General features: G+C 74.8%; 16 protein-coding genes. 7 read left to right on the top strand and 9 right to left on the bottom strand.

The window, feature by feature from the left end:
- Window positions 1-38: 38 nt before the first annotated feature.
- Both ACFY7C_RS15860 and ACFY7C_RS15855 read left to right on the top strand, forming a co-directional pair.
- Window positions 39-1,769 (top strand): DUF885 domain-containing protein, encoded by a 1,731-nt coding sequence (locus ACFY7C_RS15860; RefSeq protein WP_389649819.1) that lies wholly within the window; start codon window positions 39-41, stop codon window positions 1,767-1,769.
- Between the two features lie 83 nt (window positions 1,770-1,852).
- Window positions 1,853-2,302, top strand: coding sequence for an Lrp/AsnC family transcriptional regulator (locus ACFY7C_RS15855; protein WP_389649816.1), 450 nt, complete (start codon window positions 1,853-1,855; stop codon window positions 2,300-2,302).
- Here the strand turns inward: ACFY7C_RS15855 and ACFY7C_RS15850 are convergent.
- From ACFY7C_RS15850 to ACFY7C_RS15840, 3 genes are read right to left on the bottom strand one after another with little or no spacing between them, the layout of a single operon-like run.
- Window positions 2,292-5,540 (bottom strand): AAA family ATPase, encoded by a 3,249-nt coding sequence (locus tag ACFY7C_RS15850; protein WP_389649813.1) that lies wholly within the window; start codon window positions 5,538-5,540, stop codon window positions 2,292-2,294. The genes ACFY7C_RS15855 and ACFY7C_RS15850 overlap by 11 nt on opposite strands.
- The gene (locus ACFY7C_RS15845) at window positions 5,537-6,709 is read right to left on the bottom strand and encodes an exonuclease SbcCD subunit D (RefSeq protein ID WP_389649810.1); all 1,173 of its coding nucleotides are present in this window, start codon (window positions 6,707-6,709) and stop codon (window positions 5,537-5,539) included. The genes ACFY7C_RS15850 and ACFY7C_RS15845 overlap by 4 nt, the downstream gene beginning before the upstream one ends.
- Window positions 6,710-6,763: 54 nt before the next feature.
- Complete coding sequence (locus ACFY7C_RS15840) at window positions 6,764-7,390, bottom strand: YigZ family protein (protein ID WP_389649807.1); 627 nt, start codon at window positions 7,388-7,390, stop codon at window positions 6,764-6,766.
- Window positions 7,391-7,537: 147 nt separating this feature from the next.
- Here ACFY7C_RS15840 and ACFY7C_RS15835 point away from each other — a divergent pair, with 147 nt between their 5' ends.
- Window positions 7,538-7,957, top strand: a complete 420-nt coding sequence (locus ACFY7C_RS15835; RefSeq protein ID WP_389649804.1) for a CoA-binding protein — start codon at window positions 7,538-7,540, stop codon at window positions 7,955-7,957.
- On the opposite strand, the gene ACFY7C_RS15830 is transcribed toward ACFY7C_RS15835, so the two are convergent.
- Both ACFY7C_RS15830 and ACFY7C_RS15825 read right to left on the bottom strand, forming a co-directional pair.
- Window positions 7,950-8,525, bottom strand: a complete 576-nt coding sequence (locus ACFY7C_RS15830) for a YbaK/EbsC family protein (RefSeq protein ID WP_389649801.1) — start codon at window positions 8,523-8,525, stop codon at window positions 7,950-7,952. The two genes, ACFY7C_RS15835 and ACFY7C_RS15830, sit on opposite strands and share 8 nt — an antisense overlap.
- Window positions 8,526-8,603: 78 nt before the next feature.
- Entirely contained in the window at window positions 8,604-9,176 is a 573-nt protein-coding gene (locus tag ACFY7C_RS15825; RefSeq protein WP_389649798.1) for a helix-turn-helix domain-containing protein, read from the bottom strand.
- Between the two features lie 104 nt (window positions 9,177-9,280).
- On the opposite strand from ACFY7C_RS15825, the gene ACFY7C_RS15820 reads away from it, so the two are divergent.
- The gene (locus ACFY7C_RS15820; RefSeq protein WP_389652670.1) at window positions 9,281-10,150 is read left to right on the top strand and encodes an EamA family transporter; all 870 of its coding nucleotides are present in this window, start codon (window positions 9,281-9,283) and stop codon (window positions 10,148-10,150) included.
- 274 nt (window positions 10,151-10,424) lie between these two features.
- Here the strand turns inward: ACFY7C_RS15820 and ACFY7C_RS15815 are convergent, their stop codons facing one another.
- The gene (locus ACFY7C_RS15815; protein ID WP_389649795.1) at window positions 10,425-11,309 is read right to left on the bottom strand and encodes an acyltransferase; all 885 of its coding nucleotides are present in this window, start codon (window positions 11,307-11,309) and stop codon (window positions 10,425-10,427) included.
- Between the two features lie 123 nt (window positions 11,310-11,432).
- On the opposite strand from ACFY7C_RS15815, the gene ACFY7C_RS15810 reads away from it, so the two are divergent.
- Window positions 11,433-11,996 (top strand): gamma carbonic anhydrase family protein, encoded by a 564-nt coding sequence (locus ACFY7C_RS15810; protein ID WP_389649792.1) that lies wholly within the window; start codon window positions 11,433-11,435, stop codon window positions 11,994-11,996.
- A 113-nt stretch (window positions 11,997-12,109) separates the two neighbouring features.
- Here the strand turns inward: ACFY7C_RS15810 and ACFY7C_RS15805 are convergent, their stop codons facing one another.
- From ACFY7C_RS15805 to ACFY7C_RS15795, 3 genes are all read right to left on the bottom strand, one after another.
- A complete protein-coding gene (locus ACFY7C_RS15805; RefSeq protein ID WP_389649789.1) occupies window positions 12,110-12,865 on the bottom strand; it encodes a DedA family protein in 756 nt (251 codons plus the stop codon).
- Window positions 12,866-12,914: 49 nt separating this feature from the next.
- Entirely contained in the window at window positions 12,915-15,482 is a 2,568-nt protein-coding gene (locus ACFY7C_RS15800) for a glycoside hydrolase family 3 C-terminal domain-containing protein (RefSeq protein ID WP_389649786.1), read from the bottom strand.
- Between the two features lie 267 nt (window positions 15,483-15,749).
- Window positions 15,750-16,187 carry a DUF4442 domain-containing protein gene (locus tag ACFY7C_RS15795; protein ID WP_389652668.1) on the bottom strand — a complete coding sequence of 146 codons (438 nt, stop codon included), beginning with the start codon at window positions 16,185-16,187 and terminating at the stop codon, window positions 15,750-15,752.
- Between the two features lie 109 nt (window positions 16,188-16,296).
- On the opposite strand from ACFY7C_RS15795, the gene ACFY7C_RS15790 reads away from it, so the two are divergent.
- Complete coding sequence (locus ACFY7C_RS15790) at window positions 16,297-17,385, top strand: hypothetical protein (RefSeq protein WP_389649783.1); 1,089 nt, start codon at window positions 16,297-16,299, stop codon at window positions 17,383-17,385.
- Window positions 17,382-18,770, top strand: coding sequence for an MFS transporter (locus ACFY7C_RS15785; RefSeq protein WP_389652665.1), 1,389 nt, complete (start codon window positions 17,382-17,384; stop codon window positions 18,768-18,770). The genes ACFY7C_RS15790 and ACFY7C_RS15785 overlap by 4 nt, the downstream gene beginning before the upstream one ends.
- The last annotated feature ends 55 nt before the right edge of the window (window positions 18,771-18,825 follow it).

Here is an 18,825-nt window from a genome sequence, read left to right as displayed (position 1 = left end):
GATGACGCGGGCGCGGTGCACGGGCCAGGATGAGACCCATGCCAGAGTCTTCCAGCATCGCCCTTCCCCGCCAGGTCGCCGACGCCTACGTCGACGCGCTCATCGAACTCGACCCGATCACCGGCACCTTCCTGGGAGTCCCGGAGAGCGCGGGCCGACTGCCCGACTTCTCGCCCGCCGGTCAAGAGGCCGTGGCCGACCTCGCCCGGCGCACCCTCGTCCTCCTCGACGAGGCCGAGCGGCAGCCGGACGCGAAGGACGAGGCGGAGCGGCGCTGTGCCCGGCTGCTGCGGGAGCGGCTGACCGCCCAGCTCCTGGTGCACGAGGCGGACGAGGGCCTGTGCGTGGTGAGCAACCTCCGCTCCCCCGCGCACAGCGTGCGGCTGTCCTTCACCATGCTGCCCACCGCGACCGCGGCGGACTGGACGGCGGTGGCCGCCCGGCTGCGCGCGGTCCCGGCTGCCCTGACGGGCTACCGGGCCTCGCTCGCGCTCGGTCTGGAGCGGGGCATGCGGGGCGGCCCCCGGGCGACGGCCACCTTCGTCGGCCAGCTCACGGAGTGGGCGGTCGCGGGCGGCGACGGCCCCGACGGCACGGCCCGCGGCTGGTTCGAGGGATTCGCCCGCGGCGTCGACGACGCGGCCGGGGCGGAGGTCTCCGAGGAGCTGCGGACGGAGCTGGCGGCAGCGGGCGCGGGCGCCGACCGGGCCGTGGTGGAGCTGCGGGACTGGATGCGGGACGTGTACGCCCCGGCGGTGGCCGACGCGCCCGACACGGTGGGCCGCGAGCGCTACCGCCGCTGGTCGCGCTTCTTCAACGGCACCGACCTGGACCTCGACCAGGCCTACGCGTACGGCTGGTCCGAATACCACCGGCTCCTGGGCGAGATGCGGCGCGAGGCCGAGCGGATCCTGCCGGGCGCCGGACCGTGGGAGGCGCTCGCCCACCTCGACGTGCACGGCACCCACATCGAGGGGGTGGACGCGGTGCGCGAGTGGCTCCAGCAGCTGATGGACGAGGCGATCAAGTCCCTCGACGGCACCCACTTCGAACTGGCCGAGCGGGTCCGGCGGGTGGAGTCCCGGATCGCGCCGCCCGGCGGCGCCGCCGCCCCGTACTACACCGGCCCGTCGGAGGACTTCTCGCGCCCCGGCCGCACCTGGCTGCCGGTCGACGGGCAGACCCGGTTCCCGGTGTACGACCTGGTGTCGACCTGGTACCACGAGGGCGTGCCGGGCCATCATCTCCAGATCGCGCAGTGGGTGCACGTGGCCGACCGGCTCTCCCGCTACCAGGCCACGATCGGCAAGGTCAGCGCCAACACCGAGGGCTGGGCGCTGTACGCGGAGCGGCTGATGGACGAGCTGGGCTTCCTCGGCGATCCGGAGCGGCGGCTCGGATATCTGGACGGCCAGATGATGCGGGCCTGCCGGGTGATCGTCGACATCGGCATGCACCTCGGGCTCGAGATCCCGGCGGACTCGCCGTTCCACCCCGGCGAGCGCTGGACCCCGGAGCTGGCGCAGGAGTTCTTCCAGAAGCACAGCAGCCGCCCGCCGGCCTTCGTGGAGAGCGAGATGACCCGCTACCTCTCCGTCCCCGGGCAGGCCATCGGCTACAAGCTGGGCGAGCGGGCGTGGCTGCTCGGCCGGGAGAAGGCGCGGGCCGCGCACGGCGACGCCTTCGACGCGAAGGCCTGGCACATGGCGGCCCTGTCGCAGGGCCCGCTGGGGCTCGACGACCTGGTGGACGAGATCTCGCGGCTCTGAAGGGTGGCTTCCGGATCGGTCCGCATCGTGGGAAAGCCCGGGAGGACTTGATCTCCCGGGCTTTTCCCTGCAAGGTCACGCCCATGACCAGCGGATACACCCCGGACGCCACGGACTGGCGGATCATCGAGGCCCTCCAGGAGCAGGGCCGCGCCAGCTTCGCCGAGCTCGCACGGGCCGTGTCGATGTCCGCCTCGGCCGTCACCGAGCGGGTGCGCCGCCTGGAGGAGGCCGGGGTGATCGCCGGCTACACGGCCGTCATCGACCAGGAGCGGCTGGGGCTGCCGATCCTGGCCTTCGTCCGGCTGCGCTATCCGCACGCCAACTACAAGCCGTTCCACGACCTCGTCGCCACGACTCCGGAGGTCCTGGAGGCGCACCATGTCACCGGCGACGACTGCTTCGTCATGAAGGTCGCCGCCCGGTCCATGAAGCACCTGGAGCAGATCTCCGGGAAGGTCGGCGCCCTCGGCCCGGTCACCACCAGCGTGGTGTACTCCTCGCCGCTCCCCCGCCGCCCGATCAGCCGCTGAGCGCCTCTCCTCCGGTACGGAGCCGCACCGCGGAGCCGTGCCGCGCCTTGACGACCTCCAGCTGGGCCGGGATGCGGCGGCGCAGGTCGCCGACGTGGCTGACGATGCCGACGCTGCGGTCGCGCTCGCGCAGCGAGTCCAGGACGTCCAGGACCTCGTCGAGGGTCTGGTCGTCGAGGCTGCCGAAGCCCTCGTCGATGAAGAGGGTGTCGAGCCGGACCCCTCCGGCCTCGTCGGTGACGACGTCGGCGAGGCCGAGGGCGAGGGCGAGGGAGGCGAAGAAGGTCTCGCCGCCGGAGAGGGTCGCGGTGTCCCGCTCGTTGCCCGTCCAGGCGTCGACCACGTGCAGACCGAGACCGGCCCGCCGGCCGCCGCTGCGGGCGTCGGAGTGCACCAGCGTGTAGCGCCCCGAGGACATGCGCTGGAGGCGGGCGGTGGCGGCCGCGGCGACCTGTTCGAGGCGGGCGGCGAGCACGTACGACTCCAGGCGCATCTTGCGCTCGTTCTCCGCGGAGGTGCCGGCGGTGAGGCCGGCGAGCCGCGCCACCCGCTCGTACTGCTCGCGCAGCGGGCCGAGCCGGCGGACCTCGGTGTCGACCTGCCGGGAGAGCCGGTCCAGTGCGCCGACCCGCTCGCGTACGGCGGCGAGCGCGGTGTCGGCCTCGCGCAGGGCCCGCTCGGCGGCGGTGTGCGCGGCCTCGGCGGTTCCGGGGTCGGCGGGCGGGAGCGCGGCGGCGGCCGCCGTGGCGGCCTCGGCGAGGCGGTCGGCGACGGCGGCGGCCTCGGCCTGCCAGGCGTCGACGCGATGCTGGAACTCGCGGCGCGCGGTCTCGTCGAGGAGCGCGGCGGCGGCCTCGACCGGGGTGTCGAAGCCCGCCCTGAAGGCGGCGTCGGCGAGCCGGTCGTCGGCCTCCTTCAGTCCGCGCGCGGCGAGTTCGGCCTCCCGCACGGTCTCGGCGGCCTCCGTCAGCAGGGCGATCCGCCGCTCGAGCAGCGTGGCGTGCGCGGCGACGCTGCCGGACTCGCCACGGGAGCCGGACAGCTCGGCCTCCAGGGCGGCCTGCTGCTGCTCCAGCGCCTCCCGGCGCGAGGTCCGTGCCGCCACCCGGCGCTCGGCGTCGCGCTGTGCGGCCACCCGCTCCTCGTACTCCCGCTCGGCCCGCGCGAGCGCCTCGCGCTCGGCATGCGTCCGCGCGGCGAGCGCGTGGGCCTCGGCGTGCTCCCGGGCCAGGGCGTCGACCTCGTGGGCGAGCTCGGCGACGGTGGGCTCGCCGGCCGGCTCGGCGGCGCCGGTGGACGAGGTCGGGCCGGTCGCCGGCGTCGCCCCGGCGAGGACCTCGTCACGGGTGCCCTCCTGGGCGAGCTCGGCGAGGGTCCGGTCGGCGCCGGACGCCGGACCGGCCGGACCTGCCTCCGGGCCGCCGGCGGCCGCTCCGGCGGGACCGTCCCCGCCGCCGACCGCCGCTCGGCCGCCGCCCGGGCCCCGGACCGCCGGCGCTCCCGCCAGGACTTCGCGGCGGGCTGCCTCGTGGGCCTCGGCGGTCGCGGCCACGGCGGTCTCGGCGGTGGTACGGGTCTCGTCGGCGCGGGTGTAGGCGGCGTAGGCGGCGTCCTCGGCGGCGCGGTCGACGTGGTCGGCGGTGGCGCGGGCCGGGGCCGGGTGGTCGGCGGAGCCGCAGACCTGGCAGGGGGCGCCGGGTTCGAGGGCGGCGGCGAGTTCGGCCGCGATGCCGCGCAGGCGGCGGGACTTGACGTCGAGCCAGTGTTCGTGTGCCTCGTTGCGCCGCTCGCGGGCGGCGCTCAGCCGCTCCCGGGCGGTGGCGAGTTCGGCGGCCAGATCGTCCCGGCGGCGGGCGGCGGCGAGCCGTCGGCGTGCCGGTTCGAGGCGCCCGGCGAGCTGCTCGGCGCGGGCGGTGGCCTCCTGGGCGGCCTCGACGCGCTGCTGGAGCGCGGCCCGGTGCGGTTCCCAGCCGGCCAGCCAGGCGGTGGCGTCGAGGAGGAACTCCTCGTCGGCGCGGGCCTCGCGGTCGAGGGCTGCGCGCTCGGCGGCGATCTCGGCGCTGCGCCGTTCGGCCCGGCGGGCGGCCTCCAGGCCGCCGAGCTCCTCGCGGAGCCGGCGCTCCACGGCGGAGAGCTGTTCGGCGCCGGCCTCGGCGAGGTCGGGCGGCAGGACCGCCCGGGCGCGGTCGCGGGCGGCGGTCGCGGTGCGGTGGGCGCGCTCGGCGTGCTCGCGCAGGCCGAGCGCGGGGGCGACCCGGTCGGCCTTGAGGGAGCGGTCGAGGGCGGTCTGCCACTGGTCGCGCTGCGGGCGGCGGACGGCCAGCTCCTCCTGGCGGCGCAGGGCGTCGGCGTGCCGTGCCTGCCGGTCGGCGAGTTCGCGGGCGGCGTCGAGCGCGGCGCGGGCGGCGGCCTGTCGCCGTTCGGCCGCGGCGAGGCGGAGGTGGGCGATGTCGAGGGCTTCGCGGGCGTCGCTGCGGGCGAGGGCCGCGCGGGTCTGGACGGCCTCGGCGAGGCCGGGTTCGCCGGGGCGCTGTTCGACGGGTGCGGCGCCGGGGGCGGTCGCCCCGGCGGCCTGGGCCATCCGGTGGGCGAGGGCGAGGAGCCGTTCGTCGCCCTCGCGCACCTGCCGTTCGGCGGCCTTGCGCAGCTCGGCGAGGCGGTCCTCGACGGCCGCGAAGCGGCGGGTGTCGAAGAGCCGGCCGAGGAGCCGGCCGCGTGCTTCGGCGTCGGCGCGCAGGAAGCGGGCGAAGTCGCCCTGGGGCAGCAGCACGACCTGGCAGAACTGGTCGCGGCTCATGCCGAGGAGCTGGGTGATCTCCTCGCCGATCTCCTGGTGGGACTTGCTGAGCGCCCGCCATTCGCCGGTCTCGGAGTCGTACTCGCGCAGCCGGCTCTGGGCCTTCTCGGTGGTGAAGCCGCCGCCGCGCTTCTTGGGGCGCTGCTGCTGGGGACTGCGGGTGATCTCCAGGCGCCGCTCCCCCACGGTGAGTTCGAGGGTGACCTCGGTGGAGGTCCCGACGGGGGCGTGGTCGCTGCGCAGGGTGGTGCCGGGGCTCTGGCGGGCGCCGGGGACGGCTCCGTACAGGGCGAAGCAGACGGCGTCGAGGACGGAGGTCTTGCCGGCGCCGGTCGGTCCGTGGAGCAGGAAGAGACCGGCCGACGACAGGGCGTCGAAGTCGATCTCCTGGGTGGTGCCGAAGGGCCCGAACGCGGTGATCGACAGGCGGTGGAGCCTCACCGTCCGCTCACCTCGCGCTCGGCGGCGTCCACCCGCACGTCGTCGAAGGCGCCGTGGAGGACCGTGCGCTCGGCGTGGTCGGGTCCGGTGCCGCCGCGGACATGGGCCACGAAGTCCTCCGCGATCTGCTGGTCGCTGCGGTCCCGGAGCCGGGTGGCGTAGGAGACGAGCGGGTCGTCGTCGGTGCGCTCGGGCTCGAAGACCAGGTTGAGGGTGTGCGGGAAGCGTTCGGTGAGGCGGGCCATGGGGTCTGCGGGCCGCGCCGGGTCGGTGAGGGTGGCCTCGACCCAGGAATCCTCGTGGCGGGTGAGGGCGGGGTCGGCGAGCAGGTCGTCGAGCCGGCCGCGGATCCGGGCGAGCGGCCGGGGCACCGGGCAGTCGATCCGCTCGGCGGTGTCGATCGCGCCGTCGGGTCCGAGCTCGATCAGCCACATGGTCTTGCGGTGGTCGGCCTCGGAGAAGGAGTAGGCGAGGGGCGAGCCGGAGTAGCGGACCCGGGGGGTGAGGGTCTGGCTGCCGTGGAGGTGGCCGAGGGCCACGTAGTCGACGCCGTCGAAGACTCCGGCCGGCACGGCGGCGACGCCGCCGACGGTGATGTCCCGCTCGCTGTCGCTGGCCTCGCCGCCGGCGACGAAGGCGTGGGCGAGGACGACGGAGCGGGTGCCGTCGGGGCGGGTGGCGAGGTCGGCGCGGACGCGGTCCATGGCGGCGGCGAGCACGGCCTCGTGCCCGGCCTTCTCGGCGCCGAACCGCTCGCGCACCAGGGCCGGTTCGAGGTAGGGCAGGCCGTAGAGGGCGACGTCGCCGTGGGCGTCGGCGAGGACGACGGGGGTGCCCACGCCGGCCGGGTCGGTGCGCAGGTGGATGCCGGCGCGCTCGATGAGGCCGGCGGCGACGCCGAGCCGGCGGGCCGAGTCGTGGTTGCCGGAGATCATGACCGTGGGCACGCCGGCGTCGGCGAGCCGGTGCAGGGCGGTGTCGAAGAGCTCGACGGCGGCGAGCGGCGGCACGGCCCGGTCGTAGACGTCGCCGGCCACCAGGACGGCGTCCACCTGGTGCTCGCGCACCGTTGCCACCAGGTGGTCGAGGAACGCGGCCTGGGCGCCGAGCAGGGCGACCCGGTGGAACGAGCGTCCCAGGTGCCAGTCCGACGTGTGCAGAAGCCTCATGGTCCCGCAGCGTATCGGTGGGGTACGACAACGCCGGTGGCCGAGCGGGCGGGCTCAGCCATCTCCGTACGCCTCCCCGCCCAGTTCGAAGGTCGCCTCGCCGGCCGTCGCGTCGGCGAGCCAGGCCGTGAAGTCCGTCACGTCGGCGTCGGGTAGCCCGATCTCGATGGTGACGGCGGCTCCGTACGTGACCTCGCGCACGGCGCGGCCGGCGGACCGGAGGTCGTTCTGGAGCCTGCCGGCCCGCTGGTGGTCGACGGTGAGGGTGGCGAGCCGGTAGCGGCGGCGGGTGACGGTGCCGAGGGCGTCGAGGGCCTCGCCGACGACGCCGCCGTAGGCGCGGATGAGGCCGCCCGCGCCGAGTTTCACGCCGCCGTAGTAGCGGGTGACGACGGCGGCGACGTAGCGCATCTCGCGGCGCAGGAGCATCTGGAGCATGGGGACGCCCGCGGTGCCGCCGGGCTCGCCGTCGTCGGAGGCCTTCTGGACGGAGGCGTCGGCGCCGACGACGTACGCGAAGCAGTTGTGGGTGGCGGTCGGGTGCTCGCGGCGGACGCGCGCGACGAAGGCCTGCGCCTCCTCCTCGGTGGCGACGGGCGCAAGCGCGCAGATGAAGCGCGAGCGGTTGATCTCGGTCTCGTGGACGCCCTCGGCGGCGAGCGTCAGGTACTGCTCCTGCATCACGCCAGCCTATGCGCCCGCGGGAGGGGTCCCGTACGGGACGGGATGGGGGTGGGATCAGGGTCGGATCGGGACGGGCGCGGGAATGACCGACGGTCACGGGTCGTTCACCAGGACGAACAGTCGATTCACGGAAGGCAGCATCAGATGAGCGTGGAGAGCGGGACCGAGTGGGAGACCGTCCGCCGGATCCTCACGGAGAGCGGCGACACATGGGCGATCGTGGGGCTCTCCACCAACCGGGCGCGGGCGGCCTACGGGGTCGCGGCCACCCTCCAGCGCTTCGGCAAGAGGATCGTGCCGGTGCACCCGAAGGCGGAGACGGTGCACGGGGAGCGGGGGTACGCGTCCCTGGCGGACATCCCGTTCCCGGTCGACGTGGTCGACGTGTTCGTCAACAGCGGCCTCGCGGGGGCCGTGGCGGACGAGGCGGTCGCGATCGGTGCCAAGGCCGTGTGGTTCCAGCTCGACGTCATCGACGACGAGGCGTACGCACGGACCCGCGAGGCCGGTGTGGACATGGTCATGGACCGATGCCCGGCGATCGAGATACCGAAGCTCAGCTGAGTTCCGGCTCGGGGCCGACGCCGAGACCCTCGAGGACGACGGCGCCGGGCAGCTCGGCGAAGGCCTTGCCCGGCAGGATGAGCTTGCCGCGCCGGCGGCCGCTGCCGACGAGCACCCACTCGGTGTCGACGACGGCCGCGTCGACGAGGACCGGCCAGTCCTCGGGCAGGCCCAGGGGCGTGATGCCGCCGTATTCCATGCCGGTGTCGCCGGTCGCCGTCTCGATCGGGGCGAAGCGCACCTTGCGGGAGCCCAGTTCCCGTCGGACGACGCCGTTGACGTCGACGCGGGTGCCGGAGCGGACCACGCAGGCGGCGAGGGTGGTGGTCTCGCCGCGTCTGCCGGCGACGATCACACAGTTCGCGGACTCGTCGAGCAGCCGCTGTCCGTAATGCTCGACGAAGACGGCGGTGTCGGCGACGGCCGGGTCGGTGTCCACGTAGAGGATCCGGTCCGCCGGCACCGTTCCGCTCCAGGACCGCACGGCGGCGGCGACGGGTGCGGTGAGCAGGTCGAGGCAGTCGGGGGCGGGCCGGGCGTCGTCGAAGTCTCCGATGGGTGCGCGCATGCCCGGCACGCTAACAAGCGCGCGGGCGGGGAGGGTTGACCGTCTCAGCGTGCGGGCGGGGGCGCCGGGCCGACGGGGTCACCGGGCGGGCGGGACGGAGACGGCCATGGTCATCTCCACGGCCTCCTCGCCCTCGTTGCGGTAGGCGTGCGGCACGTTGCTCTCGAAGACGGCGGAGGTGCCGGCCGGGACGGTGTGCTCCTCGCCCTCCACGACGAGGGTGAGCGTCCCGGAGGTGACGTGGAGGAGTTCGGTGGTGCCGTCGGGGTGGGGGTCGGAGGCGCTGCCGTCACCGGGCATGAGGGTCCAGTGCCAGAGCTCCAGCGGGCCGCGGGCCTCGGTGCCGGCGAGCAGCGTGGTGTGGCTGCCGGTGGAGGTGGACCACATGCGGACGGCCTGGTCCGGCGGGACGAGGCGGACCTGGGGGCCCTGGTCGTAGTCGAGGAGGGTGGTGATCGAGACGCCGAGCGCGTCGGCCAGTTTGACCGTGGTGCCGACGCTGGGGTTGGTACGGGCCTGCTCGATCTGGATGATCATGCCGCGGCTGACCCCGGCCCGGGCGGCGAGCGCGTCCAGCGTGAAGCCGCGTTCGTTGCGCCAGCGCTTCAGGTTGCGGGCGAGCGACTGGGTGAGCTGATCGAGGTCCGACACTTTCCGTCCAATATTTTGAATGACAGAGTTCAACAGGCTGTACTACCGTGTGGTGCACCCGATTGTTCACTGCACTGTACTGCGAGGCCCTCCCCATGACGGCACTGACGGCGTTGTTCGCCCTGGCCATCAGTCTCCTGTGGGGTCTCGCCGACTTCGGGGGCGGGCTGCTCACCCGCCGTTTCCCCGCCCTGACCGTGGTCGTGGTCTCCCAGGCCATCGCCGTCGTCGTCCTCGGCACCCTGGTGCTGGCCACCGGCGCCCTGAGCGAGGCCGGGCCCCTGCTCTGGTACGCGGTCGCGGCCGGCGTCGTCGGCCCGGCGGCGATGCTCGCCTTCTACAAGGCCCTCGCCCTCGGCCCGATGGGCGTGGTCTCCCCGCTCGGCTCCCTCGGTGTGGTCGTCCCCGTCGGGGTCGGCCTGCTCCTGGGCGACCGGCCGGGGCTGCTCCAGTTCGCCGGGATCGTGGTGGCGATCGCGGGCGTGGTCCTCGCGGGCGGCCCGGAGCTGCGGGGCGCGCCGGTGCGGCGGCAGGCGGTGCTGCTCACCCTGGTCGCCGCGTTCGGTTTCGGCGCGGTGATGGCCCTGATCGCCGAGGCCTCCACGACGCTGACCGGCCTCTTCCTCGCCCTGTTCGTGCAGCGGGTGACCAATGTGGTCGTGGGCGGCGGGGCCCTGTGGCTCTCCGTCCGGCGTGGCGGGCGGGAGCTGCCGGAAGGCGACGGCGGTCTGCGGGCGATCGCGGCGGCGGTGCCGGCGCTGGCCTTCGTCGGTCTCGCGGACGTCGCCGCCAACGGCACCTACGCGCTCGCCGCGCAGCACGGCCCGGTGACGGTCGCCGCCGTCCTCGCCAGCCTCTACCCGGTGGTGACGGCCCTGGCGGCCCGCGGCGTGCTGAAGGAACGGCTGCGATCGGTGCAGGCGGCGGGCGCGGGCCTCGCGCTGGTGGGCACGGTCCTGCTCGCCACGGGCTGACGGCCGGCCCGGGCCACGCGTGCCGCCGTCGGCGCGCAGGCGCGGAGAAGTGCACTATCTCGGTGCGGGGCGCCGGTTCGGTGAGGTGCACCGGCCCGGAGACGTGTACCGGCCCGGTGAGGTGCGCCGGCCCGGAGACGTCCGCCGGCCCGGACACGTGCGCCGGCCCGGAGACATGCGCCGGCCCGGAGACATGCGCCTGCTCAGTGAGGTTCGCCGCCACGGCCACCGGCGCTGCCACGCCCGGGCGGGAACTCCGGCGCCCTGCCCGCCCTCAGCTCGCGGGCTCGCCCAGGTGCACCGGTCCGGGCCTGTGCTCCTGCCCGGGCTCCCCGCCTCGCTCCGGAACACCCGCTCCCCCGGCCACGCCGCTCCGCCGCGGCGGGTTCGCCGGCCCGGCCAGGCCGTTCAGCCGGTCGAGCTCCTCGAGGCTCAGTTCGGCCAGCGCGGCCAGCTGTTCGGGAGTCATCCCGGCCGGGATCGGCTGGGGCGCGGGCGTGCGCAGCGGCGGCTGCCAGCCCCGCTCGGGATCGTAGGAGCGGACCACCTTCGCGGGCGCGCCCGCCACCACGGCGTGGTCGGGCACCTCTCCCCGTACGACGGCCCCGGCGGCCACCACCACGTTCCGGCCGAGCCGGGCGCCGGGCAGGATCACGGCGCCGGTGCCGAGCCAGCAGCCCGGGCCGATGACGACGGGCGCCGAGCGCGGCCACTGCCGGCCGACGGGGACGTCCGGGTCGTCGTAACTGTGGTTCGTCGAGGTGATGTAGACGTACGGGCCGCAGTAGGTGTCCGAGCCGATGGTGATCGGCGCGTCCGCGATGACGTGGCTGCCCCGGCCGAGGACGACCCCGTCGCCGAGGGTCAGCACGGTGTCCGCCCCGAGGTCGAGGTCGGGCAGCATCCCGGCGGTCAGCGTGACCTGCTCGGCGATGATGCAGCACGCGCCGATCTCGATCCACGGCTCACCGAAGACGGAGCCCTGGGGGAAGGCGAGCCGGGTGCCCTCGCCGAGCCGGCGGAAGCGCAGCCGCCCCGGGTGCTCGGCCGTCACGGCGCCCGCCTGCTGGATCCGGCGCCAGCCGCTCTGCAGGGCGCGGGCGACGACACGGCGCCGCCAGGCGGTCAGCGATGAGAACGTGTTTCTGTTCCGGGGCACCCGGACACGGTAGTCGGCGGCGTCGTGGCTGATCACCGCGGTGCGCTGTGATGTCCGTCATGAGGCCGGACTAGTGTTCCGCCCGAGGCGCGACCGACGATCCGAACGAGCAGGAGCGAGAACATGGCAGAGGTGCCGGAGCCGGCCAGGGTGTCCGAGGTGTCGGGGGCTCTGATCAGGGCCGTGGGCGGCAAGGAGCCGAAGGTCGATCCGACGGCCTTCACGGCGCCGACCTCGGTGGTCCTCGGCGAGGTGACGCTCGGGCCGCGTGCCAGCGTCTGGTACCACGCGGTGCTGCGGGCGGACTGCGGGCCGATCGAGATCGGCGAGGACGCCAACGTCCAGGACAACTGCACGGTCCATGTCGACCCCGGCTTCCCGGTGTCGATCGGGGCGCGCGTGACGGTCGGCCACAACGCGACCGTTCACGGCTGTGTGATCGAGGACGACGTCCTGGTCGGCATGGGCGCCACGATCCTCAACGGGGCGCGGATCGGCGCCGGTTCGCTGGTGGCCGCCCAGGCCCTCGTCCCGCAGGGCATGGAGGTGCCGCCGGGCTCCCTGGTCGCCGGCGTGCCCGCGAAGGTGCGGCGCCCGCTGACCGAGGAGGAGCAGGCGGGCATCCGTCTCAACGCCGAGATGTACCTGCACCTGGCGAAGAGCCACGCCGAGGCCTTCGGCGGGTAGCGGCGGGAGACGTTCTCGCCGCGGCCGCGGTCGGGCCCCGAGCGACCGTCCCGGAGCGGCGGGGGCCCGCTCCGGGCGGCGGGGGCGGGCCCACTCGCCGCCGGGGCCCGGACCTACTCGGCCGCGGCGCTCGCCGCCCGCGCGGCGACCGGGGCTCCCTCGGAGGCCGGGACTCCCTCGGAGGCCGGCGCCGCGCCCGCGACCGAAGGCTTCTCCACGGCCGACGGCTCCTCGACGATCGGCGTCGCCTCGGTGGAGGCGGCCGCCGCGGCCTTCTTGGCGCGGTTCTTCAGGACGAGCATCGAGGCGAGGCCGAAGACGACCGCGAGCACCAGGCCGAGCCACGAGAAGCGCTTGAGCCAGGCCTCGGCGACGATGCCGACCGAGTAGATGACGGCCGTGGTGCCGCCCGCCCAGAGGATGCCGCCGAAGACGTTGGCGATGGCGAACTTCCAGTACGGCATCCGCAGCACGCCCGCGAGCGGCCCGGCGAAGATCCGCAGCAGGGCGACGAAGCGGCCGAAGAAGACCGCCCACATGCCCCACTTCTGGAAGGAGCGCTCGGCGAGGGCGATGTTGGCCTCGCCGAAGTGCTTGGGGAACTTCCTGCCGAGCTTCGCGAGCAGCGGCCGGCCGCCCTTGCGGCCGATCGCGTAGCCGATCGAGTCGCCGACGATCGCGCCGGTGACGGCGCAGGCGCCGAGGACGTAGGGGTTGATGTCGCCGTGCTGGGAGGCCAGCAGAGCCGAGCTGACGAGGACGATCTCGCCGGGCAGGGGGATGCCCAGACTCTCCAGGCCGATCACCACCCCGACCAGCGCGTAGACGGCGACCGCCGGGATCGTCTCCAGCCACTCCTGGACGTGCACGCGGGTTACCTCTCCCGTATCGGCGACCGAACCCCGGCAGCCTACCCGGTCACCGAGGGCCGACGACGGCCTCGGCCCGCAGCGGCAGCACGCGGGAGGACGCCCCGGCCCACACCTCGCGGCGGCCGGTGCCCAGGACCCAGCGGTGCCGGGCCCCGTCCCACGAGGACAGGGTCCGGGGCTCCACCGGGATGGTGATCCGGCGCCGTTCACCGGGGGCGAGCCGGAGCCGCCGGTAGCCGGCGAGGAGCCGGTGCGGCTGGTCGATGCCGAGGGCCGCGAGGTCCGGCGAGGGGCCGACGTACACCTGCGCCACCTCGATGCCGGTGCGCGGCCCGGTGTTGACGACGGTGAAGGTGACCCGCAGCCCGTCGCCGGCGGGCACGGCGCCGATCCGCTCGTAGGCGAACGTCGTGTACGACAGGCCGTGGCCGAACGGGAAGAGCGGGGTGACGTCCTCGGCGTCGTACCAGCGGTGACCGACGTGGATCCCCTCGCTGTACTCCTCGACGCCGTTCAGGCCGGGGTAGCGGCGGGGGTCGCCGGCGGTGGGGTGGGCGTCCTCGGAGAGCGGGAAGGTCTGGGTGAGCCGGCCGCCGGGGTCGACGTCACCGAAGAGCACGGCGGCGGTGGCGGGACCGCCCTCCTGGCCGGGGTAGTACATCTGGAGCACGGCGGCGGTGTCGGCCAGCCACGGCATGGTGACGGCCGACGAGGTGTTGAGGACCACGGTCGTCCGGGGGTTGGCCGCGGTCACGGCCCGGATGAGGGCCTCCTGGCGGCCGGGCAGGGCGAGGCTGGTGCGGTCGCGGCCCTCGGTGGCGTCCTCGTAGGCGAAGAGGACGGTGCTGTGGGCCGCGCGGGCGGTGGCCACGGCCTCGGCGAGGTCGGCGGCCCGGGTGGCGCCGTTGGCGGCGCGCAGCCGGAAGCGCTGGCCGTCGGCGCCGCCCTGGGCGGTGACGGTGATCCGGTGCCGGCCGGCCGCGAGCCGGCGGTCGGCGCGGAGCACGGCCAGTCCGTCGTCGGCGCGACCGCCGACCCCGCCGGTGGCGTACGTGGCGCTGCCGGGCCGGTAGAGGTCGTCGCCGTCGAGGGTGACGGTGGGCCGTCGGCCGCTGTGGTGGACGAAGAAGCTCCAGTCGTCCTCGTCCGTGGTGACGAGGGTGCCGTCGTAGGTCCAGATCTCGCCGGCGGCGACGTCCACGTCGTCGAGGGAGTCGAGGGAGCGGGCGGGTTCCGCGCGGACACCGGCGTCGGTGAGGGGCTTGCCCTGGACGTCCTCGCCGAGGGCGTACGTCACGGTGGCCCCGTCGCCGGCCCGGGCACGCAGGGCGTCGAGCGGGCTGACGGCGGAGTCCGCGACGACATGGGCGCTGCCGCCGCCGCTGACGAAGGGCACGGCGCCGGTGGGGCCAATGACGGCGACGGAGCGGGCGGCGCGGCCGGTGAGCGGCAGCGTGCCGTCCTCGTTGCGCAGGAGGGTGGCGCCGGAGGTGGCCACGCGGAGCGCGAGGCGGGCCCCGGCCCGGGCGTCGCGCTCGGGCCGGACGGCGGTCTTCTCGTCGAGGAGGCCGAAGCGTTCGCGTACGGAGAGGATGCGGCGGACGGCGGTGTCGACGACGGATTCGGCGATCCGGCCCTCGCGGACGGCGCGGCGCAGGGCGGCGCCGTAGTGGGCGCCGCCGGGCATCTCCATGTCGCAGCCGGCGGTGAGGGCGGGCCCGGTGGAGTGGACGGCGCCCCAGTCGCTCATGACCCAGCCGTCGAAGCCCCACCGGTCCCGGAGGATGTCGGTGAGCAGGGCGCCGTTCTCGGTGGCGTAGGCGCCGTCGACCTTGTTGTACGCGGCCATGACGGTGCCCACGCCGGCGGCGACGGCGGCCTCGAAGCCGCGGAGTTCGGTCTCGTGGAGTGTCTGTTCGCCGGCCCGGACGTCGACCGATCTCCGGTCGCGTTCCTGGTTGTTGAGGGCGAGGTGTTTGACGGAGGCGATCAGTCCCTCGGCCTGGATGCCGCGGATCTCCTCGGCGACGAGGTCGGCGGAGAGCAGGGGGTCCTCGGAGAAGGTCTCGAAGTTCCGCCCCGCGTAGGGGGTGCGGATGAGGTTGACCATCGGGGAGAGCAGCACGTCCTGGCCGAGGGCGCGACCCTCGTGGCCGATGACGCGTCCGTACGCGCGGGCGAGGCCGGGGTCGAAGGCGGCGGCGAGCATCACGGGCGCGGGCAGCGCGGTGGCGGTCGCTCGGACCCGCACTCCGGCGGGTCCGTCGGCGAGGCGCAGCGCCGGGATGCCGAGCCGGGGCACTCCGGGCACGTAGCCGGCCTGCCCGAGCCGTTCGGGGTCGGTGGCGCCGTGCAGCAGGGAGGTCTTCTCGTCGAGGGTGAGCCGGGCGAGCAGTGCGGTGACCCGCTCGTCGGCTCGCGCCGCCCGGGCACCGGCCGGCGAGGGCGCGGCGGGCCCGGCGGGTGCGGAGGAGGCCCGGGCCGGGCCGGCGGGGACGGCGGTGAGGGCGGCCGCGCCGGCGAGGGCGAGGAGCAGCCGGCGCCGGGAGACCGGGCGCGGTGCGGGAGCGGTCGTGGGCTGGTCCTGCGGGTCCGGGGTGGATGCGTGGGGCACGGCGGCGCTCCTTCGAACCGGCACGATTCCTGCGATCATGCGTTGATCGCACTATGCGTGACGGTTCGTCCGATTCGGCGCCGCCGTGCCGAGGAGTCGAGGACTCCGGGACGCGCCCCGGCCCCGGTCCGCCGACGGACCCGCCCCCTGTCAGGAGGCGGTCCGGAGGCGGTCCGAAAGCGGTCTGGAGGCGGTCCGGAAGCGGTCCGGACACCAGGCCGCGCCCCGGCACCGCCTCCTGACCCGGCGCCACGGCCCGCGGGCGGGTCAGGAGTTCGGGCGCAGGGTCCAGACGACCGTCATCTCGCCGGTGACGGCGCCGTCCTCGCGGGTGATGTCGATCCGGACGGGGAACTCGGGGCGCTGCCCCGCGTCGAGTTCGGCGACGACCTCGGCGGCCGGGCGGCCGAGCGTGGCGGTGGCCGTGACAACGCCCATGGCGAGCTTCTTGTAGCCGATCTCGGCCTTGACGGCGAGGGGTACGGCCCGGCCCAGCTGGTCGCCGAAGGCGGCCAGGACGATGGCGCCGCTGGCGGATTCGGCAAGGGTGAACATGGCGCCGGCGTGCGGGCCGCCCACGTGGTTGTGGTAGTCGGCCTGGTCCGGCAGGCGCACGACGGCGCGCTCGGCGGTGGTCTCCAGGAACTCCAGCTTCAGGGTCCTGGCCATGGGCACCGTGGCGGCGAGCATCTCGCCGACGGTCATCTGGTCTGCGCTCATGGGCCGCGATGTTACCCGTGGGTAGCAGTCTTCGCCATCCCCGCACGGGGGCGGCCGTAGCCTGCCACCGGCCGCACCTCTATCGTTACTGGCCATGTGGCCAGGACAGCAGCCGCCCGGGGGCGAGCAGAACCCGCAGGACCCGAACCAGAACCCGTACGCACAGCCGGGCGCGCAGCCCGGCGGGTACGGCCAGCCGAACCCGTACCCGCAACAGCCGGGTACACAGCCCGGTGGCTATGGGCAGCCCAACCCGTACCAGCAGCAGCCGGGCGCGCAGCCCGGCGGTTACGGACAGCCCAACCCGTACCAGCAGCCGACCGTGCCGCAGTACGCGGTGCCGGGCCCGGTGCAGCCGGGCGGCGGTGACGGCGGGAAGAAGAAGCAGACCACCGTGGTGGCCATCGTGGCCGCCGTGGCCGTGCTGGCCGCCGCAGGCGTCGCCGGTTACCTGGTCCTCGGCAAGGGCGACGACAAGAACGACCAGGCCGACGACCCCAAGCCGTCGCAGTCGGCGTCCGCGACGCCGGCCGCCCCGGCCTCGCCGTCGATCGACAACCCGCGCGACGGGGCCGGCCACCAGCCGACGATCCCCGGCTGGAAGGTCGTCTACAACCCGAAGTACGGCACGCTGTTCGACGTGCCGCCGGACTGGGAGCTGTCGAAGCCGACCACCATCACGGGCTTCGAGGACGAGAAGAAGGGCGGCCCGGTGATCACCATGTCGTCGCCCGCCTACTTCAAGAGCAACTGGTGCGCGCTCGACACCGACCAGAACGGCACCGAGGAGACCTGGGGCCTGAGCTCGGCCGGCACCAAGGGCGGCCAGGGCGCCAAGGACACCGCCGAGGCGGCCTACAACGAGGCCGGCAACTGGGTCTGGGCCGGCTACGCCCAGCACATGCCCAAGGGCACCATCAAGATCACCAAGGCCGTGCCCTTCACCACCACGGCCGGTCTCCAGGGCAGCATGGCCACGGCCGTCGCCCCCGGCATCAAGAAGCGCAACGCGTGCGAGTCGGACGGCAAGTCCGTCGCCTTCTCCTTCAAGAACGCCAAGGGCGACTTCTCCTCCTTCGTGCTGTACGCAGCCAAGGGCGTGAAGGGCGAGCTCCCGGACGCCACCATCAAGCAGATCGTCTCCACCGTGCGCCTCGCTCCCGAAGCGCCGGGGTCGTCCTGACCCGCGCCCGCGCCCGGATACCCGGCTGGGCCGGGCGCAACTACCTCCTGCTGACCGCCGCCGCGATCGTCACCAACCTGGGCACCCACGGCGCCCTGATCGCGGCGGCGTTCGCCGTCATCCAGTCCGGCGGCGACGGCGGGGACGTCGGCCTGGTCGCGATGGCCCGCACGCTCCCGCTGGTGCTCTTCCTGCTCATCGGCGGCGCGATCGCCGACCGGGTGCCGCGGCACCGGGTGATGGTCGCCGCCAACGCCCTCAACTTCGCCTCGCAGGCCGTCTTCGCCGTGCTCGTCCTCACGGGCGAGGCGCGGCTGTGGCACATGATGCTGCTCACCGCGCTGTGCGGCACCGGGCAGGCGTTCTTCAGCCCGGCCGCCGAGGGCATGCTGATGTCCAGCGTCAGCGGCGAGCAGGCCAGCCGGGCCTTCGCCCTCTTCCGGATGGCCATGCACGGCGCCGGCATCGGCGGCGCCGCGCTCGGCGGCGCGATGATCGCGGCCGTCGGCCCCGGCTGGGTCCTCGCGATCGACGCGGCCGCCTTCGCCGTCGCGGGCGCGCTGCGGGCCTTCCTCGACGTCCGGCACATCCCCGAGCGCGCGCCGGGCGGCGGGCTGCTGTCCGATCTGCGGGAGGGATGGGACGAGTTCGTCGGCCGCCCCTGGCTCTGGTCGATCGTCGCCCAGTTCTCCATCGTGGTGGCCCTGGTCGGCGCGGCCGAGTCGGTCTACGGACCGCTGGTCGCCCGCGACGAGCTGGGCGGCGCACGGCCCTGGGGACTCGCGCTGGCGGCGTTCGGCGTCGGCACCCTCGGCGGCGCGCTCCTGATGGCCCGCTGGAAGCCGCGCCGGATGCTGCTCGTGGGCACCCTGTGCGTCTTCCCGATCGCCCTGCCGTCGGCGGCGCTCGCCGTGCCGCTCGACGTGGTCGGGCTGTCGGTCGCGATGTTCGTCAGCGGAGTGGCGATCGAGGTCTTCGGCGTCTCCTGGATGACCGCGCTGCACCAGGAGATCCCCGAGGACAAGCTGTCGCGCGTCTCGGCGTACGACTGGTTCGGCTCGACGGCCATGCTGCCCCTGTCCACGGCCCTGGCGGGCCCCGCGGAGAGCGCCTTCGGCCGGAGCAACGCGCTGTGGGGCTCGGCGGCGCTCATCGTGGTCGTCACGGCGCTGGTCCTCCTCGTGCCGGACGTACGGAATCTGACCCGCCGTACGAAGCAGGTGGCTGGCGGACCCGGAGCGGTGGGCGCGGTCGCGGCGACCGGTCCCGGGACGGCCACGGGACCGGTGACGGGCCCGGGGACGGCCGGGGCCGTCGGTCCGGCCGCGGGATGCGATACGGCCGCCGGAGCGGCCGGGGCCGCCACGGAGCTCAAGGCACCGTAGCCGGACCGGCCGGCAGGCGAAGCGCGGCAGCGCGTGCCGGGCAGGCCGAGAGGCC

Origin of the sequence: Streptomyces sp. NPDC012769, assembly GCF_042901205.1 — a bacterium.
Lineage (GTDB): Bacteria > Actinomycetota > Actinomycetes > Streptomycetales > Streptomycetaceae > Streptomyces.
This window is presented reverse-complemented; position numbering and strand designations above follow the sequence as displayed.

What these genes read in the sequence shown, in the direction of transcription:
- ACFY7C_RS15860 (WP_389649819.1), top strand. Translation starts at nt 39, where the DNA reads ATGCCAGAGTCTTCCAGCATCGCCCTTCCCCGCCAGGTCGCCGACGCC.
- ACFY7C_RS15855 (WP_389649816.1), top strand. Translation starts at nt 1,853, where the DNA reads ATGACCAGCGGATACACCCCGGACGCCACGGACTGGCGGATCATCGAG.
- ACFY7C_RS15845 (WP_389649810.1), bottom strand. Translation starts at nt 6,709, where the DNA reads ATGAGGCTTCTGCACACGTCGGACTGGCACCTGGGACGCTCGTTCCAC.
- ACFY7C_RS15840 (WP_389649807.1), bottom strand. Translation starts at nt 7,390, where the DNA reads ATGCAGGAGCAGTACCTGACGCTCGCCGCCGAGGGCGTCCACGAGACC.
- ACFY7C_RS15835 (WP_389649804.1), top strand. Translation starts at nt 7,538, where the DNA reads ATGAGCGTGGAGAGCGGGACCGAGTGGGAGACCGTCCGCCGGATCCTC.
- ACFY7C_RS15830 (WP_389649801.1), bottom strand. Translation starts at nt 8,525, where the DNA reads ATGCGCGCACCCATCGGAGACTTCGACGACGCCCGGCCCGCCCCCGAC.
- ACFY7C_RS15810 (WP_389649792.1), top strand. Translation starts at nt 11,433, where the DNA reads ATGGCAGAGGTGCCGGAGCCGGCCAGGGTGTCCGAGGTGTCGGGGGCT.
- ACFY7C_RS15795 (WP_389652668.1), bottom strand. Translation starts at nt 16,187, where the DNA reads ATGACCGTCGGCGAGATGCTCGCCGCCACGGTGCCCATGGCCAGGACC.
- ACFY7C_RS15790 (WP_389649783.1), top strand. Translation starts at nt 16,297, where the DNA reads ATGTGGCCAGGACAGCAGCCGCCCGGGGGCGAGCAGAACCCGCAGGAC.